We start from the raw sequence: 26580 nt of genomic DNA, 5'->3' as shown, positions 1-26580 counted from the left end.
TCGTCCGCCTGGGAGACGATGTTCGTTGGCTGTATCTGGCTTCGGCATCTTCTGACGCGAGCCGCCACCATGCGGCGCCCTCTCTCCTTGAGCGTATTCAAGACGAACGAACGCGCGCGGCGTCTTTACGAACGCATGGGCTTCGTGATCCATGGCGAGGAAGAGTATTTCCACGAACTTGTATTCGCATCGTAAGGCAGGACGCCGAACTAACGCCCCGTTTCACGGCCGGAACACCATACACCGATCGGACTGTTTCCGGCATGCAAGCGCACATCAATCCCGATCATTATCTGCAGACGCCGCAAGGCATCGTGTGGACCGAGGCGCGCGGCAGACAGGCGCGGGCGCGCGCTTATACCGACCTTGAATACGCGCTGCGCGAAGCCGGCGAAGGCGGGGTGCTGTATCTGGTGTGCGGGATTCAAGGTGGCGGAAAGACGAGCTGGATTCGCGACAACCGCTCTCGCCTTGAAGACGACGCAATCTTTCTCGATGCGGCACTCCCTCGCCGCAGGCATCGGCAGCGTGCGCTGGATCTCGCGATGGCTCATCGTATCCCTGCGGTTGCGGTTTGGATCGATGTTTCGCTAGAGACGGCGTTGCAACGCAATCAAGCGCGCCCCGAAGGCGAGCGGGTGCCGGTGGAAGCCATCCGCCGCGTTTTTGCGCAGTTGGAGCCGCCGATGCAAGTGGAGGGGTTCGCCCGTGTGGATATCGTGAGCGCGGCTGTCCGCTTGCCGGATGTGGAGTCTGATCGCGGCGTCAGCGGTTGCCAGCCGCCAGCCTGATGCCGAAACCGATCAGCGCCACGCCGGCCAGCCGCGTGGCGAGGACGCGCGCGAAGGGCATGCCCTTGAGCCGCCGGGCGACGGCGTTGCCGAGCGTCACCAGCCCCGCCTGGTAGAGAAAGCTCAGCAGCGTGACGTGCAGCATCATCGCGGCCAGCGTGACGTGCGAGGCGCCGGGGCCGAGGAACAACGGGAAAAAGGCGACGAAGAACAGCATTACCTTGGGGTTGGTGAGGCTGACGGCGAGCGCCTGACGGAAATAGCGCCAGGCGGATTGTTTCGGTTCGTCCCACGCAGGCTCGGCGTGGACCGGCCGTCGCAGCAGCTGGAGGCCCATCCACATCAGATAGCCGGCGCCGAACCACTGCATGACGCGAAACAGTTCCGGGTTGGCGTGCATCAGGGCGGCCAGTCCGGCGACGGCGGCTAGCATGTAGACGAGATCGCCGCACAGCGTGCCGAGCACCGCGCCGAGGCCCGCGCCGATGCCGTTGCGGGCGGTGGCGTTGAGAATGGCAATGGTGCCGGCGCCGGGGATCAGCTGGAACACGAGGATCGCGGCGATGAAGCTGTCGTAGTGCTGGATGCCGAACATGGCGGTTCTCCGTGAGCACGCGTTGCGGTACGGCTATTGCCGTTGATTATCGGTGAGTTCGGCACATTTGCCCAGCGCGGAGGTGGCGTTCGTAAGGATGCCAAGCCGAATATTTCATGTTAGGTCGGCACTAATGGGACTCGTCGTGAGTGTCTTGTACGCGCGGCAGGCGCCATGCATGCGAGCGCAATCAGTGTTGGATGCATGCACTACAAAATATTTTTCTGCGCATGCGTGGTTAACAAGTGGTACCGGGTCGGTGCGTGGTGAAAATGGTCACGTTTTGTCCATTATGGTCATGGATGGAGCGCATGGGGCGTGATCTGAGCAGCCCCATGCTTGATTGATCAACACTCACTGCCTATGTGCGCAGGGTTAGTTGTCACTGAGCTCTCGGAGTGAGAGGGCGCTGCTTCATGCCGTAATCGCGTATGACTTTGGTGACGATGATTCTGTAGTTCTCGAAGATTTTCGCCTTACCAATTTCCTGTGCCTCACGATGGGCTTCAGCATTACGCCAAATTCGGAGCGAATCTTCATCTCGCCAGAGGGAAAGTGATAGTAGTCGTTCCGAATTGCTCAGGCTTTGAAAGCGTTCGATTGAGATGAATCCATCGATTTTGTGAAGTAATGGGCGCAAGTCGGCGGCGATGCTAAGGTAGTTTTCCTGCTGGCCAGGTATCAACTCGACTTCAAATATTGCTGCAATCATGTGTTCACCTCTGGTGTATGTGGGCTGGATACGAGAATCGTAAATGTTCGTTCTTCTCGTCGGATGAATTTTCGTTCTTGCGTGAACGCGTAGTTTTCTCGACCTAAGGGGTCTGATGCTAGTCGGCGGCGATATTGCTCGTACGCCGCCAAGCTTTCGATGTTGTATATTCCATAGGCCAGTGTTGAGGATCCCTCATAAGGAGCAAAATAGCCGATCAGTTTCGCACCGCAGCGTGGTATGGATTGCCCCCAGTTGCGAGCATATTTGGCAAAATCCTCATGCTGCGTCGGCTCTATATCGTAGCGAATGATGCAGGTGATCATGTTGGTTTCCCGTGGCGAAATCGATGGGTGATGATGTCACGTCAGGGGTTTATTATGCTTCGGGTTTGGCCGAAGTAATTGGTTTGATATATAGGGTATGGTCGCATGCGGGGTATATATGAATACATATCAGATGGCAGAAATCGGTGCCTTGCTCGGAGTGCCGGCGCATATGGCAATTCTGACTGTGCTGATGGATGGGCGCGCTTTGTCTGCGAGTGAGTTGGCCGGTGCGGCAGCGGTTAGCCCCCAGACGGCCAGCGAGCATCTTGCGCGACTCGTTGAAGTGAATATGCTTAAGATGGAGCGCCAAGGACGCCACCGATATTATCGACTCGCGTCACCTGAAGTGGCGAGGTTGCTGGAAATGTTTATGTGTATGGCGACGGAGAAGCAACAGATTGTATCTAAGATTCGATTGATTGGCCCGCGAGATAATGAGCTTCGCCTTGCGCGTTCCTGTTATGACCATCTTGCCGGCAAGCTTGGGGTTGCTATCTGTGATTGTTTGGTGCTCCGCGGGGTTGTTGAGTTGGATGATGGTGTTGGGTCGGTTACTCGTGAGGGCATGGTTTGGCTTGGAGAGATTGGAGTGTCACTCCCTGCTGCGTTAAAAAACCGCTCCTCAAGGCCGTTGTGCCGCCCGTGTCTGGATTGGAGTGAGCGGAGATCGCATCTGGCTGGTCGGCTAGGCATGGCGATTCATGAGTACTTTATTGGGCGTGCTCTGCTACGCAAGGTACCGGGTACGCGTGCTTTGAGGCTTACGCAAAAGGGGCGCATTACATTGCGAAATGTGTGGGGGATTAATTCGCTGTTATAATAAATTTTTTGTGGAATTGTGATCGGTGACCCAGATGATTATAGCCTTACGCTTCGTTCTGCGCTTGGTTTCGATTGAGGAATAAATTATGTCAGTCGATAGAATATGTGAGAATGAGCGACGCGTGCTCGTTGCGGGGGCTGGTGGTGCTGTGGGTTGGCCATTGTGTAATTTGTTAATCGCAGAAGGGTGGAAGGTTTTCGGCACCACGCGTTCGTGTGAGCGCGCCAGGCTCTTTCAGAGAGTAGGCGTCGAGCCTGTGATTGTCGATGTTTATGATGCTGAAAAACTTTGCAAGCTTCTAGTGGAAGTGCAGCCGGAAGTGGTTGTTCATCAGTTGACTGACTTGCCTCCGGGTCTTGACCCGAAGCAGATGCCAGAGGGGCTTGTGCGCAATATGCGTATCCGCGATGTGGGTACAAGGCACTTGATAGCGGCTAGTATTAGGGCTCGCGCAACGCGTATTGTCGTACAGAGCATCGCTTTCGCTTATAAGCGCGGCCAGCAGCCACATATGGAGGGTGATCCACTGGAATCGGATGCTTTGTGCGCGTTCGAGCAACAAGTGATAGAAAGTCCTTTAGAAGGATTAATTCTGCGTTATGGACATTTCTATGGCCCCGGTACTGGTTTTGATGAACCTCATCATGTGCCTGCCCCGGTACATGTGGACGCTGCTGCCGATGCGGCTAGGCGTGCGCTGGTGCATGGAGAGCCGGGTGTTTACAACGTGGCCGAAGAAGATGGGGCCGTTGATATTGGTAAAGCAAGGGCATTGTTGGGATGGGATCCAGCTTTCCGACTGAATATCTAGTCGCGCCACGGATAAAAAATTCAACTCGATCGTACCTAATGGGCCAAGTGGCCATGCTCGCGCCACTGTGCAAGTCACGGATTCGCTGTGCTCCAAGGATCGGTGATAGGCTCGATCGTTGGTGGCCTGGTTGCCGCATGCGCTCGGCGCGCTGTTAGGCTGGGGACAGGCGCGCAGGCAGCAGCAGGATCGAGCGGCCGTTCAAGCAGGAGACAAGGGATGAATCAGCGCCGTTTGGCCGTCGATCTGCTGGGTCTGCTCGGCTGGCTGCTGGTCGCGTTCGCGGCCGCGGCGGTCGGCGCGATGGCTTCGGTGGACGCCCCGGGATTTTATCGGCAGCTCGTACGCCCCGAGTGGGCGCCGCCGGCGAGCGCATTTGCACCGGTTTGGACCGCGCTGTTCGCCCTGATGGGCGTTTCGGCGTGGCGGGTGTGGCGCCGGCCGGGGCGCAAGCGGTGGGCGCTGGCGCTGTTCGTGTTCCAGCTTGCGGTGAATGCGCTGTGGTCGTGGCTGTTCTTCGTCTGGCATGCCGGTGCGCTCGCATTCGTGGAAATGTTGCTGCTGCTGGGGCTGATCGTGGCCACGATGTCGGCCTTTTGCCGCTATAGCCGCCTTGCCGCCCTGCTGCTGGCACCCTATCTGGCGTGGGTGGCCTTTGCCACGGTGCTGACGTGGTTCGTGTGGCGGCACAATCCCGCCCTGCTGGGCTGAGGCAGGCGGTCCGGTTTTTGCAGCCGAGCCGCAGACCGCGCCGCTGTGGCGCGGTTTTCGCAGGCCGACCGGAGAATAGCCATGCTCATGTTCATGTCCCGCCGATCATGCCATGACGCGCGCCGCCTTGGGCCGCGAGGGGGCGGCCGATGACCTATTCGATCATCGCGCGCGAGCCGCGAACCGGCGAGCTCGGGATCGCCGTGGCCAGCCGCTTTTTCGCCGTCGGCAGCCTGGTGCCGCATTTGCGCGGTGGCGTGGGCGCCTTCGCCACCCAGGCGCTGGCCAATCCCGTGTACGGCGTCGACGGCGTGGCCATGCTTGCGGACGGCGTGCCGCCCGAGGCGGTGGCGCAGCGCCTGACGGCCCGGGACGGAGGACGCGAACACCGGCAGTTTCATCTGATCGACGCGCAGGGTCGCGGGGCTGCGTTTACCGGGCAGGCGTGCATGGATTGGGCCGGGCACCGCATGGCCGACAACGTTTCCGTCGCCGGCAATATCCTTGCCGGGCCGCGGGTGGTGGACGAGATGCTGGACGCCTACCTGCGCTCCGACGGCCTGCCGTTTGCCGAGCGCCTGTTGCTGGCGCTCGACGCGGCCGAGGCGGCGGGCGGCGACCGGCGCGGCCAACAGTCCGCCGCGCTGGTGATCTGCCGCGATCAGGACTATCCCTGGCTGAGCGTGCGCACGGACGATCATGCCGATCCGCTGGGCGAACTGCGGCGTCTGTACGCCGTGGCGCAGGAGCAGTATCTGCATTTTGCCGACATGCTGCCCACGCGCGAAAACCCCGCCGGCGTGACGGATCGCGAGGCCTATCGGCGGCGCGTCGCAGAGCACGAGGCCGCGCGCGCGGCCGAGGGGCTTGGCTCGCGCTCGCATGCGACCAGCCGGCCGGACCGGGAGGATGCCGGTCTCGACTGACGGGCGGCGGCGCGACGGTCACACATTCTTCATGCCGGCGTGCTGTAGTGCCGCCATGGCAAATGCGGACAGGCTCGATTGGGACGACCCGGCGGCAGTGCTGGGCGCGGTTTCCCGGCTGCGTACGGAGGTGGTCGGCGAGGGTGACGACTATCTGCGCGCGCATGGGCAGATGCTGGACGGCACGCAGGCGCGCAGCGCCCTCAACCTGGCGCACTATCTCGCCTTGCGCCGCCATGACCTGCGTCCGCTGCAGGCGCGACTGGCGGACCTCGGGCTGTCGTCGCTGGGGCGCAGCGAAGGACATGTGCGCGCCACGCTCGATGCGGTGCTCGCGGTTTTGCAGTGCCTGGCCGGCACGCCGGTTCGCGCCGAGGCCGAACCTGCCGCCGTCGGCGCCGACGAGGCGCGCGCGTTGCTCGAATCGCGCACGCAGGCCCTGTTCGGCGCCCCGCCGGCGGCGCGCGGCACGCGGATCATGGTCACGCTGCCGAGCGTGGCGGCGGACGACCCCGCGATGATCGGAACACTGCTAGCGGAGGGCATGGACTGCGCCCGCATCAACTGCGCGCATGACGATGCCGGCGTCTGGGCACGCATGATCGCCAACGTCCGCCAGGCCGCCGCGGCGGCCGGGCGTGATTGCCCAGTACTGATGGATCTGGCCGGCCGCAAACCGCGTACCGGCCCGCTGGCCTTGGCGCCCAGCGTGGCGCACCTCAAACCTCGGCGCGATGGGCTGGGGCGTCCGGTCGGGCCTGCCGACGTGCTGCTGATCGCCCCTGAAACGAATGTGCCGGCGGGACTGGATGCCGCGTACCGCTTCGGCATCGACGCGGCCCTGGCCGCTCAGCTGCAGGTGGGCGACCGCCTGGGCTTCGACGATACCCGCGGCAAGCGTCGCGAGCTGCTGGTGGTCGACGTGCCGACACCCGGCGTGTGGTTGGCGCAGGTGTTCCAGAGCGCCTGGCTGACGCCCGAGACGCCGCTGCAGCTGTTGCGGCGCAGCCAGGGCGGTCATCTGCGCGCCGGCGACGGTGAATATCGCCTGCACGGCTTCGCGCCGCGTAGTCTGCGGATTCGACTGCGCGTCGGCGAGACGCTGCTGCTGGCCGGCGATGCCGCACCCGGCGAGCCGGCGCGTTTCGATGCCAACGGGCGCTGCCTGCGCCCGGCGCGCATCGGTTGCGTCGAGTGCGGTTCGCTGACCGGCATTGCCGTGGGCGACCCGATCTGGATCGACGACGGTCGCGTCGGCGCGGAGGTGATCGAGCGGCGCGCGGACGGCCGGCTGCTGCGCATCACGCATGCGCCGGTCGGCGGCGTGCTGCTCAAGGAGGGGCGAGGACTCAACTTCCCGCGCTCACGGCGCGACCGGCCTGCGCTCACCGACAAGGACCTGGCCGATCTGGATTTTGTCGCCCGCCATGCGGACATGGTCGGGCTGTCCTTTGTCGAGACGCCGGCCGATCTCGATCGTCTGTTCGCCGAGCTGCGGACGCGCGAGGCCGGGCACATCGGCGTGATCGCCAAGATCGAGAGCGCGCACGCGGTGCAGGCGCTGCCGCAGCTGCTGTTCGCGGCGCTCGGGCATGCCGCCTTCGGCCTGATGATCGCGCGCGGCGATCTGGCCGTGGAGATCGGCGGCGAGCGCCTTTCCGAAATCCAGGAGGAAATCCTGTGGTTGGCGGAGGCGGCGCATCTGCCCGTGGTGTGGGCCACGCAGGTGCTGGAAACGCTGGCGAAGCAGGGCGCGGTATCGCGTCCGGAGCTCAGCGACGCGGTGCTCGGCCAGCGCGCCGAGTGCGTGATGCTCAACAAGGGGCCGCATATCCTGGCGGCCCTGCAGACACTCGACGACGTGCTGCGCCGCACCGGGCAGCGCCAGTACAAGCACTCGCCTCGCCTGCGCGCGCTTTCGATCGCAGGGCGGAACGCCTGAGCGGTGCCCGTATCGCGTCGGTACCGCGCTACCCGCCCACGTGTGCGGTCGCGGAGGGGCGGTCGTGGCGCCAGGCCATGTAGGCGATGGCGTTTCTGACATAGGCCGAGGACTCGGCGTCGAATTGGTAGGGCAGCACCTCGTGCTTGCGGTCGCCGAGCAGGTGGATGCCGTCGTAGGTGCTGCCGATCTCTTCCAGCTTCTGCCAGGGCATGTGCAGCCGGCGCAGATACCAGCGCACGGTCACGCCGCGAGCGTCCAGGGTGAGGCGGCGCGGGAAAAAGCTGCCCAGAAGGGTGTACGCGAAGTACGCCGTGAAGGCCGACGATGCGATCAGGAACAGCAGGTTGGCGTGGGCGAACCAGGCGATGGTGAACATGAAGGCCGGTATCGCCACGGCGAGGAGGTAGCCCCACCAGGACAGAGGCTGGGCGGGCAGCCGGAGGGCCAGCGCGTCGCCGCCGCCTGCCAGCAACCGCAGCGGGGGCGGCGGCGAGGCCGGCGGCGCGGGCGGCTCGCCGGCCCTGCGCAGACGTTCCCCGAGCGTGAGGTCGAGTTCGTCGGGCCGGCGCACGCGCACGCCCTTGAGGACGTGGTCGCGTAGCGGCAGATCCAGCCCACTGGCGAGGCGTTCGGCCAGACGGCGGGCGTTGGGGTAGTCGTTGCGCGTCGCGCGTAGCTTGAGCGTGGGCGAACCCTTGAGCACCGTGTAATAATCGGTCCACACGGCGACGTCGCCGTCCGTGTCCTGCCGGCTGCGCGTGCGTCCGTAGAGGTCGACCGCCTTGAGCGATGTCAGCCGTGTGCGCCCGCGCACCCACAAGGGCAGGCCGAACAGGGTCCAGCAGTGCGCGACGCGGTCGCGCGCGCGATCGCAGCGCAAGGCGCTGCGGAAGGCGAGCGTCAGTATGGCCAGCGCGCTGGTGCCGAGCGCGAAGAGACCGCTGCCTTCACGCCAGCCTTCCGCGGCCCACAGCAGGCCGATCAGGGCGAGCAGGCGGATGGTTCGCCGCTGACGCGCGGCGACGGTGCAGGTTCCGGACGGAACGGACTGCGCGTGCGCTGATGACATGTCGGATTCCGCTGCGATGGATAAGCGGAAGTTTTCACGTTTGCGTCCACCGGCGTCAAGGCCAGAGCCCGGGCGCCGCGCCGTCGATCGCAGCATCGACCCTCAGGAGTTCGAATGAGTCCGACGATCCGCCCCATCGAAGCGCGCGATATTGCCGGTTTCCACGAGTGTTTCGATCAGGTGGCGCGCGAGCAGCGCTTCCTCGCCAGCAGCGAGGCTCCGCCGCTGGCCGCGCTATGCGCTGGCTTGAAGCGCGTGCGGCGCGTGCCCTGTCGGGCGCCGGGCGCGTCGCGCGCCGGCAATCCCGCAACGGAAGGAGAAAGGCATTTGGATCTTGAGCTGGCAGGTATGCGGGTGGCGGTGACGGGGGGCACCGCGGGGATCGGCGCGGCGATCGTGCGCGGCTTCGCGCAGGAGGGCGCCCACGTTGCCTTCTGCTCGCGTTCGGCCGCGCGGGTGGCGGCAATGACAGAGTCGCTGACCGGATACCCGGTCGAGGCGCGCGGTACGGTAGTGGACGTCACCGACGCGGATGCCCTGGGCGGCTGGATCGAGGGACTGGGCCGGATTGATATTCTGGTGCCGAACGTGAGCGCTATTTCTCCGGATTGGGCGATGTCGATCGATACCGACATGCGCGCCACGATACGGGCGACGGAGGCCGCGATTCCGCTGCTCGCCCGTAGCCGTGCGCCGGCAATCACCTATATCGGCAGCAAGGCGGCGACCTTCGGTACGCCGGGCCACGAGGCCTATGGCGCAGCCAAGGCCGCCATGGCCCATTACATGAAGTCGCTGAGCCGCAGGCTCGTGTCCCGGGGGATTCGCGTCAATACAGTGGCGCCGGGAGACGTGTTCGTGGAGGGCGGTTTCTGGGATCGGGTTCGGCAGGCGTCGCCGGCGGATTATCAGGAAACACTGGATGCGAACCCGATGGGGCGCCTGGCCACGCCAGAGGAAATCGCTCATGTCGCGGTCTTCGTATCCTGCCCGCGAGCGAGTTTCGTCAACGGCGCGCATTATCTTGTGGATGGCGGCGCGACCGATCACGTGCAGTTCTAGGCGCGGGGTCCAAGGGATATCCGCGCATCGATTTGCCGGCGCGTGCCGGCGGGGAGGGGCGTATGGGAAAGGACGGGGTCATGCTCAATGTCGGGCAATGTCTGTGCGGGCGCATTCGCTATGCCGCCGGCGAATTTTCCGCGCGGATGGCGCATTGCCACTGTTCGATGTGCCGCAAGTTCCATGGTGCGGCCTTCGCCACCTTCGGTAGCGCGCGGCAGGACGAATTCCGCTGGTTGGCGGGCGGCGAGGAGGTCAAGTCCTACCGTGCGGAAAATGGCACGCGCCGTCTGTTCTGTCCGCACTGCGGTTCCAGTCTGGCCTTCATTTCGCCGGCGCACGAGGGGACTCGCATCGAGGTTGCCCTCGGTACCCTGGATACGGATATCGCGCAGCGGCCGGATGCGCACATCTTCGTCGGCGCCAAGGCAAACTGGGTCACGCTGTGCGACGGGCTGCCGCGCTACAGCGGCGAACGCGGCAGCGAGCCGGTGGACTAAAGCGGATTTGCGGCTTTCTACTGCTGATGCTGCTGCATCATCTGCTCGAACATCTTGCGCTGCTCGGGCGTCATCTGCTTGAGCTGCTCCTGCATCATGCGGTCGAGCTCCTGACGCTGTTGCGGCGACATGGCGCCGCCCGGCGCGCCGTGCATTTCTCCCGCCGAGCGCATTTCCTCGGCGACGTCGATGCGCTTGTAGCCCTTGGGCAGCGCGAAACGCGACGCCGGCACATGCACGTCGGTGCGTATGGAGACGATTTCGTCGCTGCGGCCGTTTTCGTCCACCGTCCTGAGCGGCAGTCCCTGCTTGATCAATTGCACATCCGCCGCCTTGCGTGCCCGTTCGCAGATCGATTCCTGCATTTTGTATGCGAGCGCGGCTTCCGGTGTGTTGTGATGCACGAAGAATTCGGCGAAGCGCCGCAGTTCGCGGTCTTTCAGGGGTTTGGCGGCCAGCGCGTAGGTGGCGCAGTGCCGCCCGTTCACCTCCAGCCGGTAGGCTCGGGTCGCGTAGCCGGCGATCCGGTCGCCGGCGCCGGTGGCCTTGAGGCGCATGCCGGGCGGGGCCTTCGCATCGGCGGCGGACAGGGTGCCGGCGTCGTAGATTTCGTGTTTGCCGGTATCCACCATGTACAGGCGGGCGGACTTGAAGTCGACCACGGTATAGGCGCCGCGCGGGTCGGGAGCGTCGATTCGGGCATGGTCGCCCGAGAGCGTGATCCGGGTGACGCCGTCGGCGGCGCGGCTTTCGATCACGGTGCCGGCCGCCGACGTGCCTGCCATGGACACCAGGATCGCCGCCAGCAGGATACGGTTCGTCATGGTCCTCTCCCCCTCCGGGACGCTGTCGTTCGCCGAGGCGCCCGGCGCATCGTGACGTGGGTCTGCTCGGGAAAAGCCTAGCCCTCTGTCGGCGGGAAGGCATGATCTGGGTCAAGCGGAGGGCGGATTCACGGCCGTATGCCGCGGCCGCGGCGGCCGGCATCTCGCGGGCAGGGCGAACATGCTATGTTGCATACGGTCGAATCTCGTGTCCGGCGATGCGGACATCCCTGAAGCAGACAAGGTGGCCGGCATGTCAAACCTGAAGATACGCGTGTTTACGGCCGGGCGATCAGAACCCGATACGACCGTGACCATCCCGGGGTTGGTGCTCAAGTTTGCCTCGAAGCTGATCCCGCACGAAGCGAGGACGGCGCTGCTCGAAGGCGGTATCGATCTGGAAGAGTTGTCGAAACTGGCCACCAACCCAGAGATTTCGGGCACGCTGGTCGAGATCGAGGATCATCGCAAGCACGAAACAATCGTGATTTCGCTGGAGTGAGGCGCATGGCGTACGACGGCCGGCACGAGGGCATTCGCTGCGCGAAGTCGCGGCGCGCGGACATCGGCGGGGATGCGCGATGCTGGTGATCTTCAGTACTCCGGCGTATGCCGACATCATGATGTTCGGCGATGTGGCGGTTCGTCTGATCCGCATGATGGGGCACAGCGGCACGGTGCCCGGCGCGATCGTCGCCGAGGACGTGCCGGCGGCGCTGACGCGCCTGCAGGCTTCCCTGGCGGTCAGCGCCCCGCAGGCCGATGCCGGTCAGGTCGGCTACGATGACGAACCCGCGGTGGGGCTGCCCCTGCGTGCCAGGCCGCTGATCGAGCTCTTGACCGCCGCGGCATCGAAACGCCGCGACGTGATGTGGGACCGCCAGCGCTGAGCGGGTCTCAGTCGCCGTCGTCTTCGTGACGATGGATCGGCGGCCCGTAATAGCCGTAGCCGTAACCGTCGTCGGGATAGTAGAAGCAGCCGCCCAGCGAAAGGCCCAGGATCAGCAGGGCCAGGACTGCGAGGATGCGTCTGATCGTGATGGCGGTCATGCGGTTCTCCGGTTGGAAGGGTTTCGGTTTCCTCGGCCCGCCGCGCGTATGGCATGCGTACCCGCGATGGGGGGTCTGGCGGCGAAGCCCGGTTCATAAGCCATGTACACGTGGCGGCGGCGCTTCCGGTTCCTTCGGCCGGCACGCGCGGCCGCATCAGGGGGATGAATGTACAGCGAAGACGAATTGGCGTCGGCGGTGGCGGCAGGCGTCGTGCCGGAGGAAACCGCCGCGGCGTTTCGAGCCCACGTGACGGCGCTGCGGCACACGCAGGCGGCCGACGAGGAATACTTCCGTCTGGTCACGGGCTTCAACGACATCTTCGTTGTCATGGCCTGCGCGCTGCTGCTGGTATCGGTCACCTGGATCGGCACGGCCTCGGCTGCCTGGATGGGGGCGCTGGCGCTGACGGCGGCTTCGTGGGCGCTGGCGGAATTCTTCGTGCGCCGTCGCCGCATGGCCCTGCCGGCCATTGTGCTGCTGCTGAGTTTCGTCGGCGGAGTGTACTACCTCGGCTATGCCTTGTTCGGCCATACGCTGACGGCGCTGGCCGTCGCCAGTGCGCTGGTCGCCGCGGCCGCCACGCTCCACTGGCTGCGTTTCCGGGTACCGATCACGGTGGCGGCAGGGGCGGGCGCGGCCCTTGGACTGGTCATCGCGTTGCTGTTCAAGCTGTTGCCGTGGACCACGTTGTATGCGAACGCGATCGAGTTCGTCGGCGGACTGGCGATGTTCGCGCTGGCGATGTACTGGGATGCCCGTGACACGCAGCGCCGCACGCGCAAATCCGATGTGGCCTTCTGGCTGCACCTGCTGGCTGCGCCGCTGCTGGTGCACCCGGTGTTCTCGCAGCTGAGCCGTTTCGACGGCCGCGTGGACCTCGCGCACGCGCTGGCCGCGATCGCGGTGTACGCCCTGATCGCGCTGATTTCGCTGGCGATCGACCGCCGGGCCCTGATGGCTTCGGCGCTGGTGTACGTGCTGGTCGCGTTCAGCGTGGTGCTCAAGGAATTCGGCATGGTGAGTCTCGGCTTCGCGTTCACCGCGCTGCTGATCGGTTCGCTGCTGCTGCTGCTGTCCGCCTTCTGGCATCCCTGCCGACGCTGGTTGCTCGGCGCCTTTCCCGATGCCGCGCTGCGCCGGCTGCCGCCGCTGAGGTGAATGTATGACTGATATGTCGACACGCGTGCTGCTGCTGCCCGGCATCGGCGATTCCGGACCCGCGCACTGGCAGAGTCTGTGGGAGGCCGCGCAGCCGGATTTCGTGCGCGTGCGCCAGCAGGACTGGGAGGCGCCGGTCTGCGAGGCGTGGTGCGCGAATCTGGAGGCCGCGGCGACGGCCGCCGGCGAAGATGCGGTGCTGGTCGCGCACAGCCTCGGCTGTCTGCTGGTGGCGCACTGGGCCGCGGTCACGGCGCGGCGGGTGAAGGGCGCGCTGATCGTGGCCCCGCCAGATCCGGCCGGCCCGATATTTCCCGCTGCTGCCGTCGGCTTCGCGCCGGTGCCGCTGCGAGCCCTCCCGTTCCCGAGCGTCGTGGTCGCGAGTACCGACGATCCCTACGCCTCGATCGCGTTTGCCGGAGACTGCGCGCGGGCCTGGGGAAGCCGGCTGGTTTCCGTCGGCGACCGTGGCCACATCAATACCGCCAGCGCACTGGGCGCATGGCCCGAGGGGCTCGCGCTGCTGCGCGAACTCGGTGTCGAGGCCGTCTGAGCGCGGCCTCAGGGTTCGAGCTGGCGGTAGACGCCGCCGGCAATCTCCAGCAGCCGAGGGCGCGCGAGGTTTGCGGTCAGCGCGTAGCCCAGGTCGCGGTCGATCCAGTAGAACACCGACAGTCCACGCTCCTCGGCGTAGCGGAACGCGGTGTCCGTCGTTTTGCCCGGCTGCACGGTGACGTACAGCGTGAGCCGCTCGCCGGCGCGGTTTTCGTACATCAATTGCGCTGCCGGCCCGTCCGCGGCGGGCAGCAGGCGCCCGCCCATCAGCCGGTAGCCGTAGCGCGTCAGCTCGGGCGCGCGCAGCGGGTGTCCCAGACGTTTGGAGAGCCAGCCGAGCAGGTGCTTTTCCTGGGTGGCGTCGACCTCGACGGGGTGCAGCACTTCAGGACTGTAGACGGCATAGGCGACGGCCGCCTCGCGCGCCAGGGCCGGGCCGGCGGCTATCCGCTGCGGCGTCGCGCGGCTCGCGTCCTGGTAGGCGGTGGCGCCGAGCCAGCCGGCGCCGGTGCCGAGCAGCAGCCACAGCGCCGCGGCGGCGCGGGCCGGCAGCGCAGGCCCCGGACGCGGGGCCAGGGCGGAGCGCTGCAGGCGCGGCGGAATCGGTTCGTCCAGCACGCCGTCGTAGACCGCGTGCAGCGCCTCGCGCTGCCGGCGCAGGGCCTCGACCCGCGCCCGGGCGGCCGGCTCCTGCGCCAGCCTGGCTTCGACCTGCGCGCGCGCCGCCGGCGCCAGCCGGTCGTCCACGAAAGCCTGCAGGCGCGCCTCTTCGCTGTCGGTTTCGCGCTTCATTTCACTCTCCTGATCCGTTGCCCGGACTCGCCTTCCAGGGCCCGTCTCAGCCGTTCGCGGCCGCGCGCCAGTCGCGACATGACGGTGCCCTGCGCAATGCCGAGCACGCGCGCGGTCTCGGCGTAGCTGAAATCTTCGAGACCGATCAGCAGGACCACCTCGCGGAATTCCGGCGGCAGGGTCTTGATGGCCGCAGCCAGGTCGCGCACGACCAGCGCGTGCTCCTGACTGCCCGGCTGCGGGATGTCGTCGCGCGTCGCATCCCAGGCCAGGGTCGGGCGTTCCGCCCGGCGCTGGTTGACGTAGACGTTGTGCATGAGGGTGAACAGCCAGGCGCGCAGGTCGCTGCCGCGACGCCACAGGGCGAACTTGCGCAACGCGCGCTCCAGGGTGTCCTGCACCAGATCGTCGGCGCGCGCGGCGTCGCCGGTCAGCGCGCGCGCATAGCGGCGCAGCCGGGGGATGTGGGGTTCGATGACCGCGTAGTCCATGCGCACCTCGGCGGGGCGGCGCGGCGCGCCGCCCCTGGGCTTCAGTAGGCGGCGGCGCGCCGGGGATCGATCTGCCACACCTCGTTGACGAGTTTGCCGCCCCTGTAGGTGAGGATATAGCGCACCGGTATGGTCTGCTTGCCGTGGAACTCCACATCCGCCGTGACCGTGGCGCCCTTGGGATTCTCGCTCAGCCGCAGATCCTTCACGCGATGCGATACGGGCCCGTTGGCCTGCGTGAATTTCTGCCACACCGCCGCAATGGCGTCGCGGCCGGCGTAGACGCCGTCCAGCGGCCCGCCGACCCACTGAAATACCGCGTCCGCCGCATAGTCGCGCGTGAGCGCGGGCATGTCGGCTTCGGCGATGGCGCGAAAATGCGATTGGGCCTGGCTTGCGGTGTCCGCCATGGCCGGCAGTGCCGTCGCGCCGAAAACGGCGGCGATCAAAAGAGGTTTGAGTTGCATGACGTGTCTCCCTGACGAGACCGCCCGGATGGCGGCCTCTACCCGGCTAACACGTGCGCGCGGCGATTATTCCCGCTGTGCCCTTGGCGGACTGCGGACTCCGCCGCGGCGCTGTCTCGCGCATCGCCGAAGGTGGCATAATTCGGCGACGCACGGGAGGCGCCCGCGCGGGCCGGAGCGGTCGGACGGCAGGCGGGTGCGTCGGGAGAATGGATGAAGGAAGAGACGCGCGCGCGCATCAAACAGTGGGGCAAGCGCTTCGGCTGGGCGGCGCTGGCGTTCTACGTCGTCAAGGGCCTGGTCTGGCTGGCCATCGGCCTCGGCACCTGGTCGCTGTTCAAGTAGCGCTCGGCCGCCAGGGGCCCTCCACGCCGACCGCTTCGTCGCTTGCCAGCCGGGGCGGCAGCGTGACGGCCGGCACCGCGGGGCAGGGCGCGGCACCGGAAATGCGTGCCTTGCGGCAAGCTCGCGCACACCCCCGGTTCGAGGGGCGCGATCGCCTCCCGCCCGCACTGGCGCCGCCACAGCACGCCACCACCCCATCGTGTGAACAGGTCCTGGCACGTACCAGCTTTCCGCCACGCTTCGGTGGGCCACTGCGGCCTGTCCGGGCCCCGGCTCGAAGCGCGCCATGCGGCCGTCATCGAGTCCCAGCAGCACGCGCACCGTGGCGCCTTCCGGCGTAGCTTCGGTCCGCGCCCGTGCGAGCGGCCGGGCGGCGAAGGCGTTGCCGCCGGCCATGTTCGCGGCTGTCTATTTGGTGCCGAACAGGCGGTCGCCCGCGTCGCCGAGGCCGGGGCGGATGTAGGCGTGATCATCGAGCTGGCGGTCGAGGGCGGCGGCATACACCGGCACCTCGGGGTGGGTTTCGCGCAGCACGGCCAGCCCCTCGGGCGCGGCGACCAGCGCCATGAAACGGATGTCGAGATCGGCGACCCCATGGCGGTTGAGCACGTCGATGGCGTAGGCCGCCGAGTGGCCCGTCGCGAGCATCGGGTCGACCAGGATGAACAGGCGACCCTCGGGTTCCGGCAGCTTGACCAGATATTCCACCGGGCGCTTGGTCTCGGGGTCGCGGTAGAGCCCGATGTGCCCCTCGCGCGCCGACGGCATGAGTTCGTGCAGGCCGCTGGTCATGCCCAGGCCCGCGCGCAGGATCGCCACCACGGCCACCTTCTTGCCCTGGATCATCGGCGCCTGCATGGATTCGAGTGGGGTGTCGATGAGCTGGTGTTCCAGCGGCAGCCCGCGGGTGATTTCGTAGCCCATCAGCAGGGAAATCTCCTTGAGCAGGCGGCGGAACTGGATGGTCGGCGTTTCGGTGCGCCGCGCCAGCGAGAGCTTGTGCTGGATCAGCGGGTGGTCGAGGAGGTGAAAGTTTGTGTTGTCCGGGGTGTGCACGGGGGCTGTCCTTGAATGCAGGGTCGTGGATTATGCATGGTAGGCGGCGTGAAGGCCTTCGTGTACCTGCGTGACCAGCTGGTGAAAACGGGGGTGGTCGCGGGTGGCGAAGTCGCGGTCGGCCGGCAGGTCGATGTCGAGCACGCGCGCGATGCGGCCGGGGCCGGCGCGCATCACGGCGACGCGCGTGGACAGGAACACCGCCTCGGCGATCGAATGGGTGACGAAGACCACGGTTTTGCCGGTGCGCCGCCACAGCGCGTGCAGGTCCTGATTCATGCGCTCGCGGGTGATTTCGTCGAGCGCGCCGAAGGGTTCGTCCATCAATAGCAGTTCGGGCTCCAGCGACAGCGCTCGCGCGATGGAAACGCGCTGCTGCTGGCCGCCGGAAAGCTGCCAGGGGTAGCGCCCGGCGGCTTCGGCCAGGCCGACCTGGGCCAGCGCCTCGGCGGCGATGCGCCGGGCCTCGGCGCGCGGGTGGCCGAGCAGCCGCAACGGCAGCATGACGTTGCCCAGCGCGGTGCGCCAGTCGAGCAGGGTGGGGGCCTGGAAGACGTAGCCGTAACGCCGGTCGCGGCGGGCCTCGGCCGTGCTCAGGCCGTCGATGCTGATGCGGCCTGCGGTGGCGGCCTCGAGGTCGGCTAGGATGCGCAGCAGGGTAGTCTTGCCGCAGCCCGAGGGGCCGATCAGCGAAATGAATTCGCCGCGCGCGATGTCAAGATCGACACCGGCCAGTGCCGCCGAGGTGTCGCCCGCGTGTCCGTAGCGCTTTTCCAGGCCCGCGATGCGTACCAGCGGGGCGTCGGACGCCGGGCCGCCGCCTGTGCCTGCGTCCGTTGCAACGCCTGTCGAGCCCATGTGCGTCTGCCCCGTTTGCGGGATCGTGCCGGCGCGTCGCGTCGGTGATCCCGTCGTTGTCGGAAGGCCGCTCGCGTCGGCCATGGATGCATGGTAATCGGTGTCGCCGCGTCTGCCCAGCCGCAAAGCGATTCAGCCGGCATAGCGCGCCGGAGGCACCTCGGGCAGCGCGCCGAGCGCCGGGCGCGCGAAGTAGTAGCCCTGGAACAGCCGGATGCCGGCGTCGCGCAGCCAGGCGAATTCCTCCGCCGTTTCTACACCCTCCGCGAGGATGCCGATGCCGAGATCGCGGCACACCTGCACGATGCCGCGGGCGATCGCCTGCTTGGCCGGGCGGGCGTCGATGCCGGCGATGAGCTGGCGGTCGAGCTTGATGTAGTCCGGCTGATATTCGGCGAGCAGGTTGAGGCCCGCGTAGCCTGCGCCGAAGTCGTCGATGGCGGTGCGAAAGCCCAGCTTGCGGTAACACTGGATGATGTCGACCAGATGCTGCGTGTCCTCGATGCGCTCGGCCTCGGTCACCTCGAACACGATGCGCTCGGCCGGGAAGCCGTAGGTGTCCGCCGCCTGCAGGGTGGTGCGGATGCACAGTTCCGGGCGGTAGACCGCGTTGGGGTAGAAGTTGATGTTGAGGTCGCAGTCGAGTCCGAGCGTCACCGCCGTCTTCACCGCCTTGACCCGGCAGGCCTGATCGAAGCGGTAGCGGTTGGCGTCGGTGACGCGGCCGAGGATCTCGCCCGCGGATTCGCCCGCGGTGCCCCGCACCAGCGCCTCGTGGGCCGTGACGCGCCCGGCATCGAGGTCGACGATGGGCTGGAACGCGAAGGTGAAATCGAAATCCAGACCTTCCGCCTGCACGCACTGCGCGCAGCTCAACGCAACGTATTCGCCCTCATACATCCGGGTGCACCTCCGTGGGTCAGGCATGAGTCTAGCGTTTTGCAGGCGACTGAAAAACCTGCCCTGCGCAGGCTGCCGCGCCGGCGCCCCATTATGGTGCCGCCGCCGCACGCGCGTTTCATGATGGTGCGCACCATCCGCGGGCATGCGCGCCGCACGCCTGCGCCATGCAAGGCACGAAACATGCTTGTTCGCATGTGCCCGGCACGCGAGGCCGGGCTGCGGAGCGAGGCGCGCCGGGCGCCTGCGACGCCGGCCTGCGCGAGCGACATGCTGCATCGAGACAGGCGCAGGCGCTCCGGTCCAACCCGATAATCAAGATAACGAAGCGAGGTTGAGATGTTTTCAGTGAAGCGCGTACTCGGCGGCAAATACGCCGATATCGTCTTGGCCATCGCACTGTTCCTGGTCTTCGACCTGGGCGTGCTGATGATCAATTTCTACACGTCGTACCAGATTTCCTCGGAGGCGGTGGCGATCAATCTCGCCGGCCGCCAGCGCATGCTCTCGCAGCGTATGACCAAGGATCTGCTGGAAATGCAGACCGCGGCGCCCGGCGGCACGATTTACGACAAGGCACGCCGCGAACTGGTCGCGACGACCGCGATGTTCGATACGACGCTGGAGGCCTTTTACCGCGGCGGCGCGGTGACGGACACCAACGGCCGGCCCGCGGTGCTGACCCGCGAAGCGGATCCCGAAGCGAGACACCTGCTGGAAACCGCACGCGGCATCTGGCTGCCGCTCAAGCGCGCGATCGGCGATGCCAGTCGCGACAATCCCGCAGCCGGCGCGCTCAATACCGCGGCCGGGCTGCTGATCGCGCACAATCTCGAACTGCTCAAGCTGATGAATGGCCTGACCACGCGGCTGGCGGCGCTGGCGCAGGACAAGGCCTCGCATCTGCGCGCGATCCAGACCGGCGGCATCGTGCTGGCCTTGCTGAATTTCGCTTTCATCCTGTTCCATTTCATTCGCAAGCTGCGGCGCAGCGACGCCGAGGCGGAAACCGCCCGTCGCGAGACCACGGAAATCCTCGATACCGTGAACGAGGGTTTTTTCCTGCTCGACCGCGACATGCGCATCGGTTCGCAATACTCCAGGGCGCTTTCGGAGATCATTCGCAAGCCGCTGTCCGGCGAGGAGGATTTCATCCATCTGTTCGAGGATATCGCCGATGCCGAAACCCTGGGCGTGGCGCGCGAATATCTCGGTCTGCTGTTCGAGGATCGCATCCGCGAACGTCTGACCACGGATCTCAACCCGCTGGAACGGGTCGAGGTGCATTTCCCGCGCGAGGACGGCGCCTTCGAGACGCGCTATCTGAGCCTGGCCTTCACGCGCGTCTATGTCGACGGCGCCATATCGCACGTGCTCGGCAGCCTCAGCGACATCACCGAGCAGGTGCGGCTGGAAAAGGAGGTCGAGCTGGCCAACAAGCGTTCGCAGGAGGAGGTCGAGCTGCTGGTCGGTCTGCTCAAGGGCGACGCCGCGCAGACGGCCGAATTCATGCAAAAGACCGAGCAGGGGCTGCTGTCCGTGAACGCGCTGCTCAAGGGCAGCCAGGATACCGCCGGCCATGCGCAGACGGTGGAAAACATCTTTCCGGTCATCCACGCGATCAAGGGCGACGCCTTCGCGATCGGCATCGACGCCTTCGGCAACATGGCGCACGAGGTCGAAAAGGCGCTGATGCCGCTGCGCGGCGCGCGCAATATCGCCGGCACGCAATTCCTGCCCGTGACCGTCCTGCTCAACGAGATGCTCGCGCGCATCCGTCTGGTGCGCGGCCTGTTGGATCGCGTGACCGACATCCAGCGTTCGATCGGCCAGCCGGCGACGGCGACCGCCGAGCGCTGGACCCGCGAACTGACCGGCTTCGCGGCGCGCGTGGCGGACGATCTCGGCCGTCAGGTCGCGCTGGAGGTCGCATTGCCCGCGCTGGACGACCTGCCCGCACCCGCGCTGCAGAAACTGCGCGACATGTGCATCCAGCTGGTGCGCAACGCGGTCGCCCACGGCATCGAACCGCCCGAGGAACGCATCGCGTCCGGCAAACCCGCGACGGGCAAGGTCCGTCTCAAGCTCGATCGCTATCCCACCGGCGAGCTTCACCTGAGCTGCCGCGACGACGGGCGCGGCATCTCGCCCGCGCGCATTCGCGCGTCGCTGCTGCGCAGCGGACGCTACAGCGCCGAACAGCTCGACGAGCTCAGCGACAAGCAGATCGTGATGAAGATCTTCGAGTCCGGTTTTTCCACCAATGACGCGCCCGATGCGCACTCCGGCCATGGCGCCGGCATGGACGTGATCAAGCAGCTCGCGATGGCGCTGGGCGGCCGGCTTGGCCTCGGGACGCGGCCGGGCCGGTTCGCCGAGTTCAGGGTGCAGATGGAGCTCGAAACCGCGCCAGCGGCGGTCGAACCGGCGGTGAGGGCGGCGTCATGAAGGTCATGGTGGTGGACGATTCGACGATCATCCGCAGCAAGATCGCGGGCATCGCACGCCGCGGCGGGTTGGGCGAAGAGATCGTGGTGGCGGGACTGGCGGCCAACGGGCTCGAGGCCGTGCGCCTGTGCAAGCAGACGCAGCCGGATATCGTGACCATGGATCTGACGATGCCGGAAATGGACGGCATCGAGTGCATCGAGTCGCTGGTACAGATCAAGCCGGATGTGCGCATCCTGGTGGTGTCGGCGCTGGCCGACAAGAGCACGGCCATTCGCGCGCTCAAGAAAGGCGCGCACGGCTTCATCTGCAAGCCGTTCACGGACGAGGAACTGGGCGAGGCGCTCAAGGAACTGATTGCCATGGAGGTGCGCGCATGAATGCAGCGGAAATGCAGGTGTTCGTGGACGCCACGACGCATTACTTCACTCAATCCACCGGGCTGGAGGCCGAGGTGCACGCGCCGTATCTGTCCGATACCGAGGTGCCGGACATATTCGACTACACCGGCGTGATCAGCGTCGTCGGCGAATTTCGCGGCTGCATCTATTTCTCCGCCCCGCGCGCGATGATGCGTCATCTGCTGATCGAAATGGGCGAGCAGAATCACTCGGACGACTACCTGCTCGACATGATCGGTGAGATCGCCAACACGCTCTCGGGCAACGCGAGGCGCTATTTCGGCCCCGAATTCATCATCTCCGTGCCGGTGTCGCTCAAGGGCGAGCTGACCGATATCCGCCCGCCTTCGGATTTGCGACCGTACGTGATCCCCGTGCGCTGGAAGAGCTATCGTTCGGTGCTGGTCATCTGCGTAGAACGCGGCTGAGCGCACGCGGGAAACGCCGGAATCAGGTGAGGTTCAGGCCGCCGTCGGCGAGCAGGACTTCGCCGGTGAGGTAGTCGGATGCGATCAACAGAGCGACGCTATTCGCGATGTCTTCGGGCTGCGCCGCCCGCCGCATCGGAGCGTGTTCCCGCCAGAGTCGCTGCGCGTCGGTCCAGTCGGCGGTCATGGGCGTGTCGACCAGGCCGGGGGCGACGGCGTTGACCCGTATGTCGGGCGCCAGCGCGCGTGCCAGCAGGCGGGTGGTATGGTTGAGCGCGGCCTTCGACGCGGCATAGGGTATCGAGGCCCCCTTGGGACGCACGCCGGCATGCGAGCTGATGTTGACGACGCAGCCGGAACGGCCGTGCCGGGCCGCCTCGCGCAGCGCCGATTCCGCGGCGGCGACCAGGCGGAAGGGTGCGACCACGTTGATGTCGTGCAGCATCTGCCAGTCGGCCGGCGTCGCCGCCAGCAGGTCGTCGTGCGGAATGACGCGGCTGACGCCGGCATTGTTGACGAGCACGTCGAGGCGTCCCCAGCGGTCCGTCGCCTCCTTTACGAGACGGAAGCGTTCCTCGTCATGGGCGAGGTCGGCCTGGATGTAGCAGGCCGTGTCGAGCGAGTCCGCCAGCGCCCGCCCGGCCTCGGCGGACGAGCGCGAGTGCACGATGACGGCATAACCGTCCCGGGCTAGGCGCAGGGCGACCGCGCGGCCGATGCCCGAGGTGGCGCCGGTCACCAGGGCGACCGGCGGGTGGCGCTTCAGCGGCTGGGGCATGCGTATGGCTCCGGGTGGTTGACGGCGGGGCATGGCATGCCTCGCCGACACGTGGGCGCGGCGGGTCAGGCGGGCTGGACGGGTTCCGCAAGCAGGCCGTCGCCCACGGCGAGCGTGCCGCCATGCAGCACTTCCACATACACGCCCATGTAGTTGTGCTCGAAGTGTCGCATCAGTTCGCGCGGCACGTCCACGTCGCGCTGCGCGGTGGCGGGATTGACCGTGGTGGCGGCGCAGCGGGTGATCGGCGAGACCACGTGCAGGCGCGCGTCGCCGATGCGGATGTGGCCCCCGACCCAGTCGAGTTCGCGCCAGGCCGGCAGGCCGGAGAAATAGACGTTGGCGCGAAAGCGCAGCGGGTCGAGTGCGGCGCCGACGCGTTCGGCCAGCGCGTCGATGCTGGCGAGATTGATCAGCGAAACGTACTGCCCGGTCTGCGCGTTGGGTCGCCGGCGGGCGTCGCCGAAGGCGTGGCCGGGCGCCTCGACCAGCCGCGGGGGCAGGCCGGGCGCGCCGTCGAGGAAATCTGCGAAAAAGGTCTCGACGGCGGTCCGCCCGGCGGGCTCGTCGAGATCGGCGCAGAGCAGCGGCTCGCCGCGCCGCGTGATCTCGAAGCGGCCGCTGGCGGTGTCGAGGCGGGTGTCCAGCTCGGCCAGGCGTTCGTCGCGCATCAGCATGAAGAAGTTCGTCTTGGGCAGATGAACGGGCTGCGCCGGGTCGAAGGGCGCGTCGCTGCGGGCGAGGGCGAAACGGCGGTCGTGCGGCAGGCAGCGCCCGGTTTCGAGGGCCACGCTCCGGAGCGCCTCGGGACTGAGGCCCTTGACGGGGTAGCGGTAGAGGCGTTCGATGACGGGGCTCATGGGGTCTCCGGGTGACGGTCGTCGGCGAGGGTTTCGAAGCGGCCTGCCGCGCGATTCTTGCGCACGCTCCCGGCCTCGAAGATGCGCCCGCTCATGGCGATGTAGATGCCGGCGGGCAGGCTTTGCGCGGCGCCGACGGCGAGACCGAGGTTGAACGCCGCGTCGCTGTTGCGAAAGCGCGCGGGCTGCATTGCGCCGGTGAGCACGATGATCCTGTCGGCGATGCCGGCCAGGGCCGCGGCGGTTTCGGTCATGGTGTCGGTGCCGTGGGTGATGACGATGTGGCGGTGCGGGCAGGCCGCGACGCGGGCGCGGATCAGCGCGCGGTCGTCGTCGGTCAGTTCCAGGCTGTCCTTTTTCAACAGGCTCTCGACGTCGTAGCGGAAATCGACGCGGCCTTCCTCGAGGATGCCGGGCGCGACCGGGTCGCCGATGCGGTAGTCGGAAAGCGCATCGTGATAGACCTTGTCGAGGGTGCCGCCGGTGGCGAATATCTGCAGGTGCATGCGCTTCGTCCGTCTGGGCCGCGGCCGCGGCGGGAAAGCGTCGACCTTACCCAATGCCGTCGGGCTTGTGAATGCGGGCGGGTCACAGATTCCAACAAAAATATCCGCCGAGCAGACCGGACGGCTATTCCCTACGCATCGGCGACGGCGTAGGCTTTGTGCCCGCTCCCCTGCGCGCCGGGCCGCGCTTTGCATGCGGGGGCGGCCTTATCCCACAATAGTCCGCACGAATGCCGGGAGTCGCCGCGCTGCCCGCCGTTCGCCCACACGAATCGGGTGTTCACCTATGCAAGACGTTTACGCTTCCTGGCACACGCTGCAGTTCGGCGGGCCGCTGATCTATCCGCTGCTGTTCCTGGCCGTGCTCATGGTCGCCATCCTGCTCGACAAGACCTACGTCTACTGGCGCTTCACGCGGCCCTCTTCGACGCTGATGCGCCTGATCGACAATCTCGGCGAGAGCTGGGCCGATCTCGAACGCCAGGTCTCGGTGAGCAATCCGCATCACCACTTCGTGCGTTTCGTGCGCGTGATCCTGCAGAACCGGGAGCGGCCGACCTGGTGGGCGGAGTCGCGCGCGAGCGACGAGGCGCAGTCCATCGAGCAGTCCCTGGCCCGCGGGCTGTGGATGCTCGAAACCATCGTCACGGCGGCGCCGCTGCTCGGTCTGCTGGGCACGATCTACGGCATGATCCACGCCTTCAACCTGTTCGGCAGCCATGGCCTGGTCGATCCGAAGGGCGTGACCTCGGGCGTGGCTGAAGCGCTGATCGCCACCGCGGTCGGCCTCGTGATCGCCGTCATCGCGCTGTTCGGCTACAACTATTTCTCGCGCCTGCAAAGCCGCACGATGGACGAGATGGAACGCATCGGCACCCGCCTGCTCGACCGCGCGCGCCTCGATGCGGAGACCCGCGGAGCCGCCGATGAAGCTGCGTAGATCGCGCGCCGCCCGCCGGGGGCGCATCGAGATCATCCCGATGATCGACGTGATGTTCTTCCTGCTGGCGACCTTCATGCTCGCCTCGCTGTCGATGCAGAACCTGCATTCGCTGCCGGTCAACCTGCCCAAGGGCAGCGCCGAGAAGAGCCAGCCGGTGGCGCCGGTGACGCTTACGGTGACGCATGACGACAAGATCTATCTCAATCAGACCCAGGTCACGCTCGCGGATCTGACGGCACGTCTGCACGCGATGCTGCAGCAGCACCACCAGACCTCGGTGATCGTCGCCGCCGATGAAAACGCCCGCGAGGGCGTGGTGGTGCGCGCCATGCTGGAGGCGCGGCATGCCGGCGTCGAGCATTTTCTCATCGCCGTGCAGAAAAAATGAGCGCGCAGCAGACCGCCTGGGGGTATACGCCGCCGGACGATCCGATGCGCCGGCTGTTCTGGATCGTGCCGCTGGCGCTGCTGCTGGTGCTGCTGGCCATACTGGGTGTCGGCCGCTGGCTGCGCGTGAGCGCGCCGGCGAAGCCGCCGCCCCCGCCGGTGGACGCGCGCATTTACGAGCTGCCGGCCTCGAAGGGCTCGATCTTTTCGCGACCGTCGCCGCATCGGCCAACCGCGCCGCCGGCGCATGCCACCCCGCAGCCCGCGCCCAAGCCGCCGGCGCACGCGCCGAAGGCGCCGTCGCGGTCCGCCGCGCCGCGTGCCGCGCAGCCGCCCAGCGAATCGGCCGGCCAGCCGGAACCGCGCGTGTCCCTGCCCGCCAAGCCGGCGCAGGGCAAGTCGTCCCATGCGCCACCGCCGTCGTCCGCGAACAAGCCGCTCGACATGGCCAAGCTGAACGCGTCGATCAATGCCGCCGTCGCCTCGACCATCAGTCGCTCGGAACTGCCGCAGATCCACGACCCGCACACCCTGGTCGCGCGCTTCTATCTCGCCTCGGTGCTGCGCAAGCTGCAGTACGTGGGCGACATGAACTATCCCGGCAATCTGGTCGGCGATACGCGCGTGCTGGTGGTGATCGGCCGCCGCGGCCAGCTGATCGGCTACAAGCTCCTCGACTCCTCGGGCAATCCGGCGCTGGACAAGGTGGCCGGCAACATCGTGCACATGTCCGCGCCGTTTGCGCCGTTTCCGGAGAAAATGGGCAAGCAGACCTCGCGCGTCAAACTGGTGATCACCATGCGTTTCGAGGGCTACCGCAACCTGAATGCGGAGTGATGCCGCGGCCCTGTGATACGAGTGCAACTTATCGCCGGCACAATAGTCAAACTTGAGCCAAGCGACGCCAGAACGACATTCCCCGATGACGACAAATGCCGACGTGCCCATCCGGCACGCGGATCGTGGCGCGTTGCGACACCCGGGATGGGCTATGCCGTCATTAGCAGAATCGATCGCCGTGAAGCCCGTCGGAGTGCAGGAATGCTTTGACTACAG

Annotated in this window: 35 protein-coding genes; 20 read left to right on the top strand and 15 right to left on the bottom strand. The window is 66.5% G+C overall.

Annotated features, from left to right (window positions below):
- Positions 1 to 69: 69 nt before the first annotated feature.
- Entirely contained in the window at positions 70 to 195 is a 126-nt protein-coding gene (locus THPRO_RS17410; protein ID WP_269085375.1) for an N-acetyltransferase, read from the top strand.
- Positions 196 to 263: 68 nt separating this feature from the next.
- Positions 264 to 791 (top strand): AAA family ATPase, encoded by a 528-nt coding sequence (locus THPRO_RS16795; RefSeq protein WP_052064532.1) that lies wholly within the window; start codon positions 264 to 266, stop codon positions 789 to 791.
- Here THPRO_RS16795 and THPRO_RS11190 read toward each other — a convergent pair.
- The 3 genes from THPRO_RS11190 to THPRO_RS16360 all read right to left on the bottom strand — a co-directional run bounded on the left by THPRO_RS11190 (position 766) and on the right by THPRO_RS16360 (position 2424).
- On the bottom strand, positions 766 to 1386 hold the full coding sequence (locus tag THPRO_RS11190) for a LysE family translocator (RefSeq protein WP_038091708.1): 621 nt from the start codon (positions 1384 to 1386) through the stop codon (positions 766 to 768). The two genes, THPRO_RS16795 and THPRO_RS11190, sit on opposite strands and share 26 nt — an antisense overlap.
- 382 nt (positions 1387 to 1768) lie before the next feature.
- Positions 1769 to 2098: an antibiotic biosynthesis monooxygenase family protein gene (locus THPRO_RS11185; protein ID WP_038091705.1), complete on the bottom strand. Its 330-nt coding sequence runs from the start codon at positions 2096 to 2098 to the stop codon at positions 1769 to 1771.
- A complete protein-coding gene (locus tag THPRO_RS16360; protein ID WP_082954613.1) occupies positions 2095 to 2424 on the bottom strand; it encodes an NIPSNAP family protein in 330 nt (109 codons plus the stop codon). Before THPRO_RS16360 ends, THPRO_RS11185 begins: the two co-directional genes overlap by 4 nt.
- A gap of 118 nt (positions 2425 to 2542) precedes the next feature.
- Here THPRO_RS16360 and THPRO_RS16355 point away from each other — a divergent pair, with 118 nt between their 5' ends.
- From THPRO_RS16355 to THPRO_RS11160, 5 genes are all read left to right on the top strand, one after another.
- Positions 2543 to 3247, top strand: coding sequence for an ArsR/SmtB family transcription factor (locus tag THPRO_RS16355; protein WP_082954705.1), 705 nt, complete (start codon positions 2543 to 2545; stop codon positions 3245 to 3247).
- Positions 3248 to 3335: 88 nt separating this feature from the next.
- Complete coding sequence (locus THPRO_RS16350; RefSeq protein WP_082954612.1) at positions 3336 to 4061, top strand: NAD-dependent epimerase/dehydratase family protein; 726 nt, start codon at positions 3336 to 3338, stop codon at positions 4059 to 4061.
- A gap of 219 nt (positions 4062 to 4280) precedes the next feature.
- Positions 4281 to 4772 carry a TspO/MBR family protein gene (locus THPRO_RS11170; RefSeq protein WP_038091690.1) on the top strand — a complete coding sequence of 164 codons (492 nt, stop codon included), beginning with the start codon at positions 4281 to 4283 and terminating at the stop codon, positions 4770 to 4772.
- Positions 4773 to 4921: 149 nt separating this feature from the next.
- A complete protein-coding gene (locus THPRO_RS11165) occupies positions 4922 to 5698 on the top strand; it encodes a DUF1028 domain-containing protein (RefSeq protein WP_065089652.1) in 777 nt (258 codons plus the stop codon).
- A 55-nt stretch (positions 5699 to 5753) separates the two neighbouring features.
- Positions 5754 to 7640 carry a pyruvate kinase gene (locus tag THPRO_RS11160; RefSeq protein WP_161489980.1) on the top strand — a complete coding sequence of 629 codons (1887 nt, stop codon included), beginning with the start codon at positions 5754 to 5756 and terminating at the stop codon, positions 7638 to 7640.
- Between the two features lie 28 nt (positions 7641 to 7668).
- Here THPRO_RS11160 and THPRO_RS11155 read toward each other — a convergent pair whose 3' ends face one another.
- Positions 7669 to 8712: a hypothetical protein gene (locus THPRO_RS11155; protein WP_038091684.1), complete on the bottom strand. Its 1044-nt coding sequence runs from the start codon at positions 8710 to 8712 to the stop codon at positions 7669 to 7671.
- A gap of 114 nt (positions 8713 to 8826) precedes the next feature.
- Here THPRO_RS11155 and THPRO_RS11150 point away from each other — a divergent pair, with 114 nt between their 5' ends.
- A complete protein-coding gene (locus THPRO_RS11150; protein WP_201786982.1) occupies positions 8827 to 9774 on the top strand; it encodes an SDR family NAD(P)-dependent oxidoreductase in 948 nt (315 codons plus the stop codon).
- Positions 9775 to 9836: 62 nt separating this feature from the next.
- Positions 9837 to 10274, top strand: coding sequence for a GFA family protein (locus tag THPRO_RS11145; RefSeq protein WP_201786981.1), 438 nt, complete (start codon positions 9837 to 9839; stop codon positions 10272 to 10274).
- Between the two features lie 17 nt (positions 10275 to 10291).
- Here THPRO_RS11145 and THPRO_RS11140 read toward each other — a convergent pair whose 3' ends face one another.
- Positions 10292 to 11098 carry a hypothetical protein gene (locus THPRO_RS11140; RefSeq protein WP_065089651.1) on the bottom strand — a complete coding sequence of 269 codons (807 nt, stop codon included), beginning with the start codon at positions 11096 to 11098 and terminating at the stop codon, positions 10292 to 10294.
- 253 nt (positions 11099 to 11351) lie between these two features.
- On the opposite strand from THPRO_RS11140, the gene THPRO_RS11135 reads away from it, so the two are divergent.
- Complete coding sequence (locus THPRO_RS11135) at positions 11352 to 11600, top strand: hypothetical protein (protein ID WP_145930844.1); 249 nt, start codon at positions 11352 to 11354, stop codon at positions 11598 to 11600.
- Between the two features lie 79 nt (positions 11601 to 11679).
- Positions 11680 to 11988: a DUF1840 domain-containing protein gene (locus THPRO_RS11130; RefSeq protein WP_065089650.1), complete on the top strand. Its 309-nt coding sequence runs from the start codon at positions 11680 to 11682 to the stop codon at positions 11986 to 11988.
- Positions 11989 to 11995: 7 nt separating this feature from the next.
- Here THPRO_RS11130 and THPRO_RS17050 read toward each other — a convergent pair whose 3' ends face one another.
- Entirely contained in the window at positions 11996 to 12148 is a 153-nt protein-coding gene (locus THPRO_RS17050) for a hypothetical protein (protein ID WP_161489979.1), read from the bottom strand.
- A gap of 168 nt (positions 12149 to 12316) precedes the next feature.
- On the opposite strand from THPRO_RS17050, the gene THPRO_RS11125 reads away from it, so the two are divergent.
- Both THPRO_RS11125 and THPRO_RS11120 read left to right on the top strand, forming a co-directional pair.
- Entirely contained in the window at positions 12317 to 13309 is a 993-nt protein-coding gene (locus THPRO_RS11125) for a hypothetical protein (protein ID WP_038091668.1), read from the top strand.
- Positions 13310 to 13313: 4 nt separating this feature from the next.
- Entirely contained in the window at positions 13314 to 13862 is a 549-nt protein-coding gene (locus tag THPRO_RS11120; RefSeq protein WP_201786980.1) for an RBBP9/YdeN family alpha/beta hydrolase, read from the top strand.
- An 8-nt stretch (positions 13863 to 13870) separates the two neighbouring features.
- Here THPRO_RS11120 and THPRO_RS11115 read toward each other — a convergent pair whose 3' ends face one another.
- Genes THPRO_RS11115 through THPRO_RS11105 form a run of 3 tightly spaced genes read right to left on the bottom strand, consistent with a single transcriptional unit; the run spans position 13871 to position 15614 of the window.
- Positions 13871 to 14656, bottom strand: coding sequence for an anti-sigma factor family protein (locus THPRO_RS11115; RefSeq protein ID WP_038091665.1), 786 nt, complete (start codon positions 14654 to 14656; stop codon positions 13871 to 13873).
- On the bottom strand, positions 14653 to 15147 hold the full coding sequence (locus THPRO_RS11110; RefSeq protein WP_038091847.1) for an RNA polymerase sigma factor: 495 nt from the start codon (positions 15145 to 15147) through the stop codon (positions 14653 to 14655). Before THPRO_RS11110 ends, THPRO_RS11115 begins: the two co-directional genes overlap by 4 nt.
- A 41-nt stretch (positions 15148 to 15188) precedes the next feature.
- Complete coding sequence (locus THPRO_RS11105; RefSeq protein ID WP_038091662.1) at positions 15189 to 15614, bottom strand: nuclear transport factor 2 family protein; 426 nt, start codon at positions 15612 to 15614, stop codon at positions 15189 to 15191.
- Positions 15615 to 15827: 213 nt separating this feature from the next.
- On the opposite strand from THPRO_RS11105, the gene THPRO_RS17405 reads away from it, so the two are divergent.
- Positions 15828 to 15959, top strand: coding sequence for a hypothetical protein (locus THPRO_RS17405; protein ID WP_269085374.1), 132 nt, complete (start codon positions 15828 to 15830; stop codon positions 15957 to 15959).
- A 408-nt stretch (positions 15960 to 16367) separates the two neighbouring features.
- Here the strand turns inward: THPRO_RS17405 and upp are convergent, their stop codons facing one another.
- From upp to THPRO_RS11090, 3 genes are all read right to left on the bottom strand, one after another.
- The gene (gene upp, locus THPRO_RS11100; protein WP_065089649.1) at positions 16368 to 17015 is read right to left on the bottom strand and encodes a uracil phosphoribosyltransferase; all 648 of its coding nucleotides are present in this window, start codon (positions 17013 to 17015) and stop codon (positions 16368 to 16370) included.
- A gap of 30 nt (positions 17016 to 17045) precedes the next feature.
- Positions 17046 to 17873, bottom strand: a complete 828-nt coding sequence (locus THPRO_RS11095) for an ABC transporter ATP-binding protein (protein WP_082954704.1) — start codon at positions 17871 to 17873, stop codon at positions 17046 to 17048.
- 132 nt (positions 17874 to 18005) lie between these two features.
- Positions 18006 to 18773 carry an EAL domain-containing protein gene (locus THPRO_RS11090; protein ID WP_038091659.1) on the bottom strand — a complete coding sequence of 256 codons (768 nt, stop codon included), beginning with the start codon at positions 18771 to 18773 and terminating at the stop codon, positions 18006 to 18008.
- A gap of 339 nt (positions 18774 to 19112) precedes the next feature.
- Between THPRO_RS11090 and THPRO_RS11085 the strand changes: the two genes are divergently transcribed.
- The 3 genes from THPRO_RS11085 to THPRO_RS11075 are packed head-to-tail and all read left to right on the top strand — an operon-like array spanning position 19113 to position 22050.
- Positions 19113 to 21221: a type IV pili methyl-accepting chemotaxis transducer N-terminal domain-containing protein gene (locus THPRO_RS11085; protein WP_038091657.1), complete on the top strand. Its 2109-nt coding sequence runs from the start codon at positions 19113 to 19115 to the stop codon at positions 21219 to 21221.
- A complete protein-coding gene (locus THPRO_RS11080) occupies positions 21218 to 21601 on the top strand; it encodes a response regulator transcription factor (RefSeq protein WP_038091655.1) in 384 nt (127 codons plus the stop codon). The genes THPRO_RS11085 and THPRO_RS11080 overlap by 4 nt, the downstream gene beginning before the upstream one ends.
- Positions 21598 to 22050, top strand: coding sequence for a chemotaxis protein CheX (locus THPRO_RS11075; protein WP_038091654.1), 453 nt, complete (start codon positions 21598 to 21600; stop codon positions 22048 to 22050). Before THPRO_RS11080 ends, THPRO_RS11075 begins: the two co-directional genes overlap by 4 nt.
- Before the next feature lie 22 nt (positions 22051 to 22072).
- Here THPRO_RS11075 and THPRO_RS11070 read toward each other — a convergent pair whose 3' ends face one another.
- The 3 genes from THPRO_RS11070 to THPRO_RS11060 all read right to left on the bottom strand — a co-directional run bounded on the left by THPRO_RS11070 (position 22073) and on the right by THPRO_RS11060 (position 24194).
- Entirely contained in the window at positions 22073 to 22828 is a 756-nt protein-coding gene (locus tag THPRO_RS11070) for an SDR family NAD(P)-dependent oxidoreductase (protein ID WP_201786979.1), read from the bottom strand.
- A gap of 65 nt (positions 22829 to 22893) precedes the next feature.
- The gene (locus THPRO_RS11065) at positions 22894 to 23688 is read right to left on the bottom strand and encodes an MOSC domain-containing protein (protein WP_038091650.1); all 795 of its coding nucleotides are present in this window, start codon (positions 23686 to 23688) and stop codon (positions 22894 to 22896) included.
- The gene (locus THPRO_RS11060; RefSeq protein ID WP_038091647.1) at positions 23685 to 24194 is read right to left on the bottom strand and encodes an asparaginase domain-containing protein; all 510 of its coding nucleotides are present in this window, start codon (positions 24192 to 24194) and stop codon (positions 23685 to 23687) included. Before THPRO_RS11060 ends, THPRO_RS11065 begins: the two co-directional genes overlap by 4 nt.
- A 286-nt stretch (positions 24195 to 24480) precedes the next feature.
- On the opposite strand from THPRO_RS11060, the gene THPRO_RS11055 reads away from it, so the two are divergent.
- From THPRO_RS11055 to THPRO_RS17400, 3 genes are read left to right on the top strand one after another with little or no spacing between them, the layout of a single operon-like run.
- Complete coding sequence (locus THPRO_RS11055) at positions 24481 to 25134, top strand: MotA/TolQ/ExbB proton channel family protein (protein WP_038091644.1); 654 nt, start codon at positions 24481 to 24483, stop codon at positions 25132 to 25134.
- Positions 25121 to 25525 carry an ExbD/TolR family protein gene (locus THPRO_RS11050; RefSeq protein ID WP_038091642.1) on the top strand — a complete coding sequence of 135 codons (405 nt, stop codon included), beginning with the start codon at positions 25121 to 25123 and terminating at the stop codon, positions 25523 to 25525. The genes THPRO_RS11055 and THPRO_RS11050 overlap by 14 nt, the downstream gene beginning before the upstream one ends.
- The gene (locus THPRO_RS17400; protein ID WP_038091639.1) at positions 25522 to 26361 is read left to right on the top strand and encodes an energy transducer TonB; all 840 of its coding nucleotides are present in this window, start codon (positions 25522 to 25524) and stop codon (positions 26359 to 26361) included. The genes THPRO_RS11050 and THPRO_RS17400 overlap by 4 nt, the downstream gene beginning before the upstream one ends.
- Positions 26362 to 26580: the final 219 nt, after the last annotated feature.

Source organism: Acidihalobacter prosperus (assembly GCF_000754095.2).
Lineage (GTDB): Bacteria > Pseudomonadota > Gammaproteobacteria > DSM-5130 > Acidihalobacteraceae > Acidihalobacter > Acidihalobacter prosperus.
Note: the sequence above shows the minus strand (reverse complement) of the source record. Positions and strands in the feature narration are given on the sequence as shown.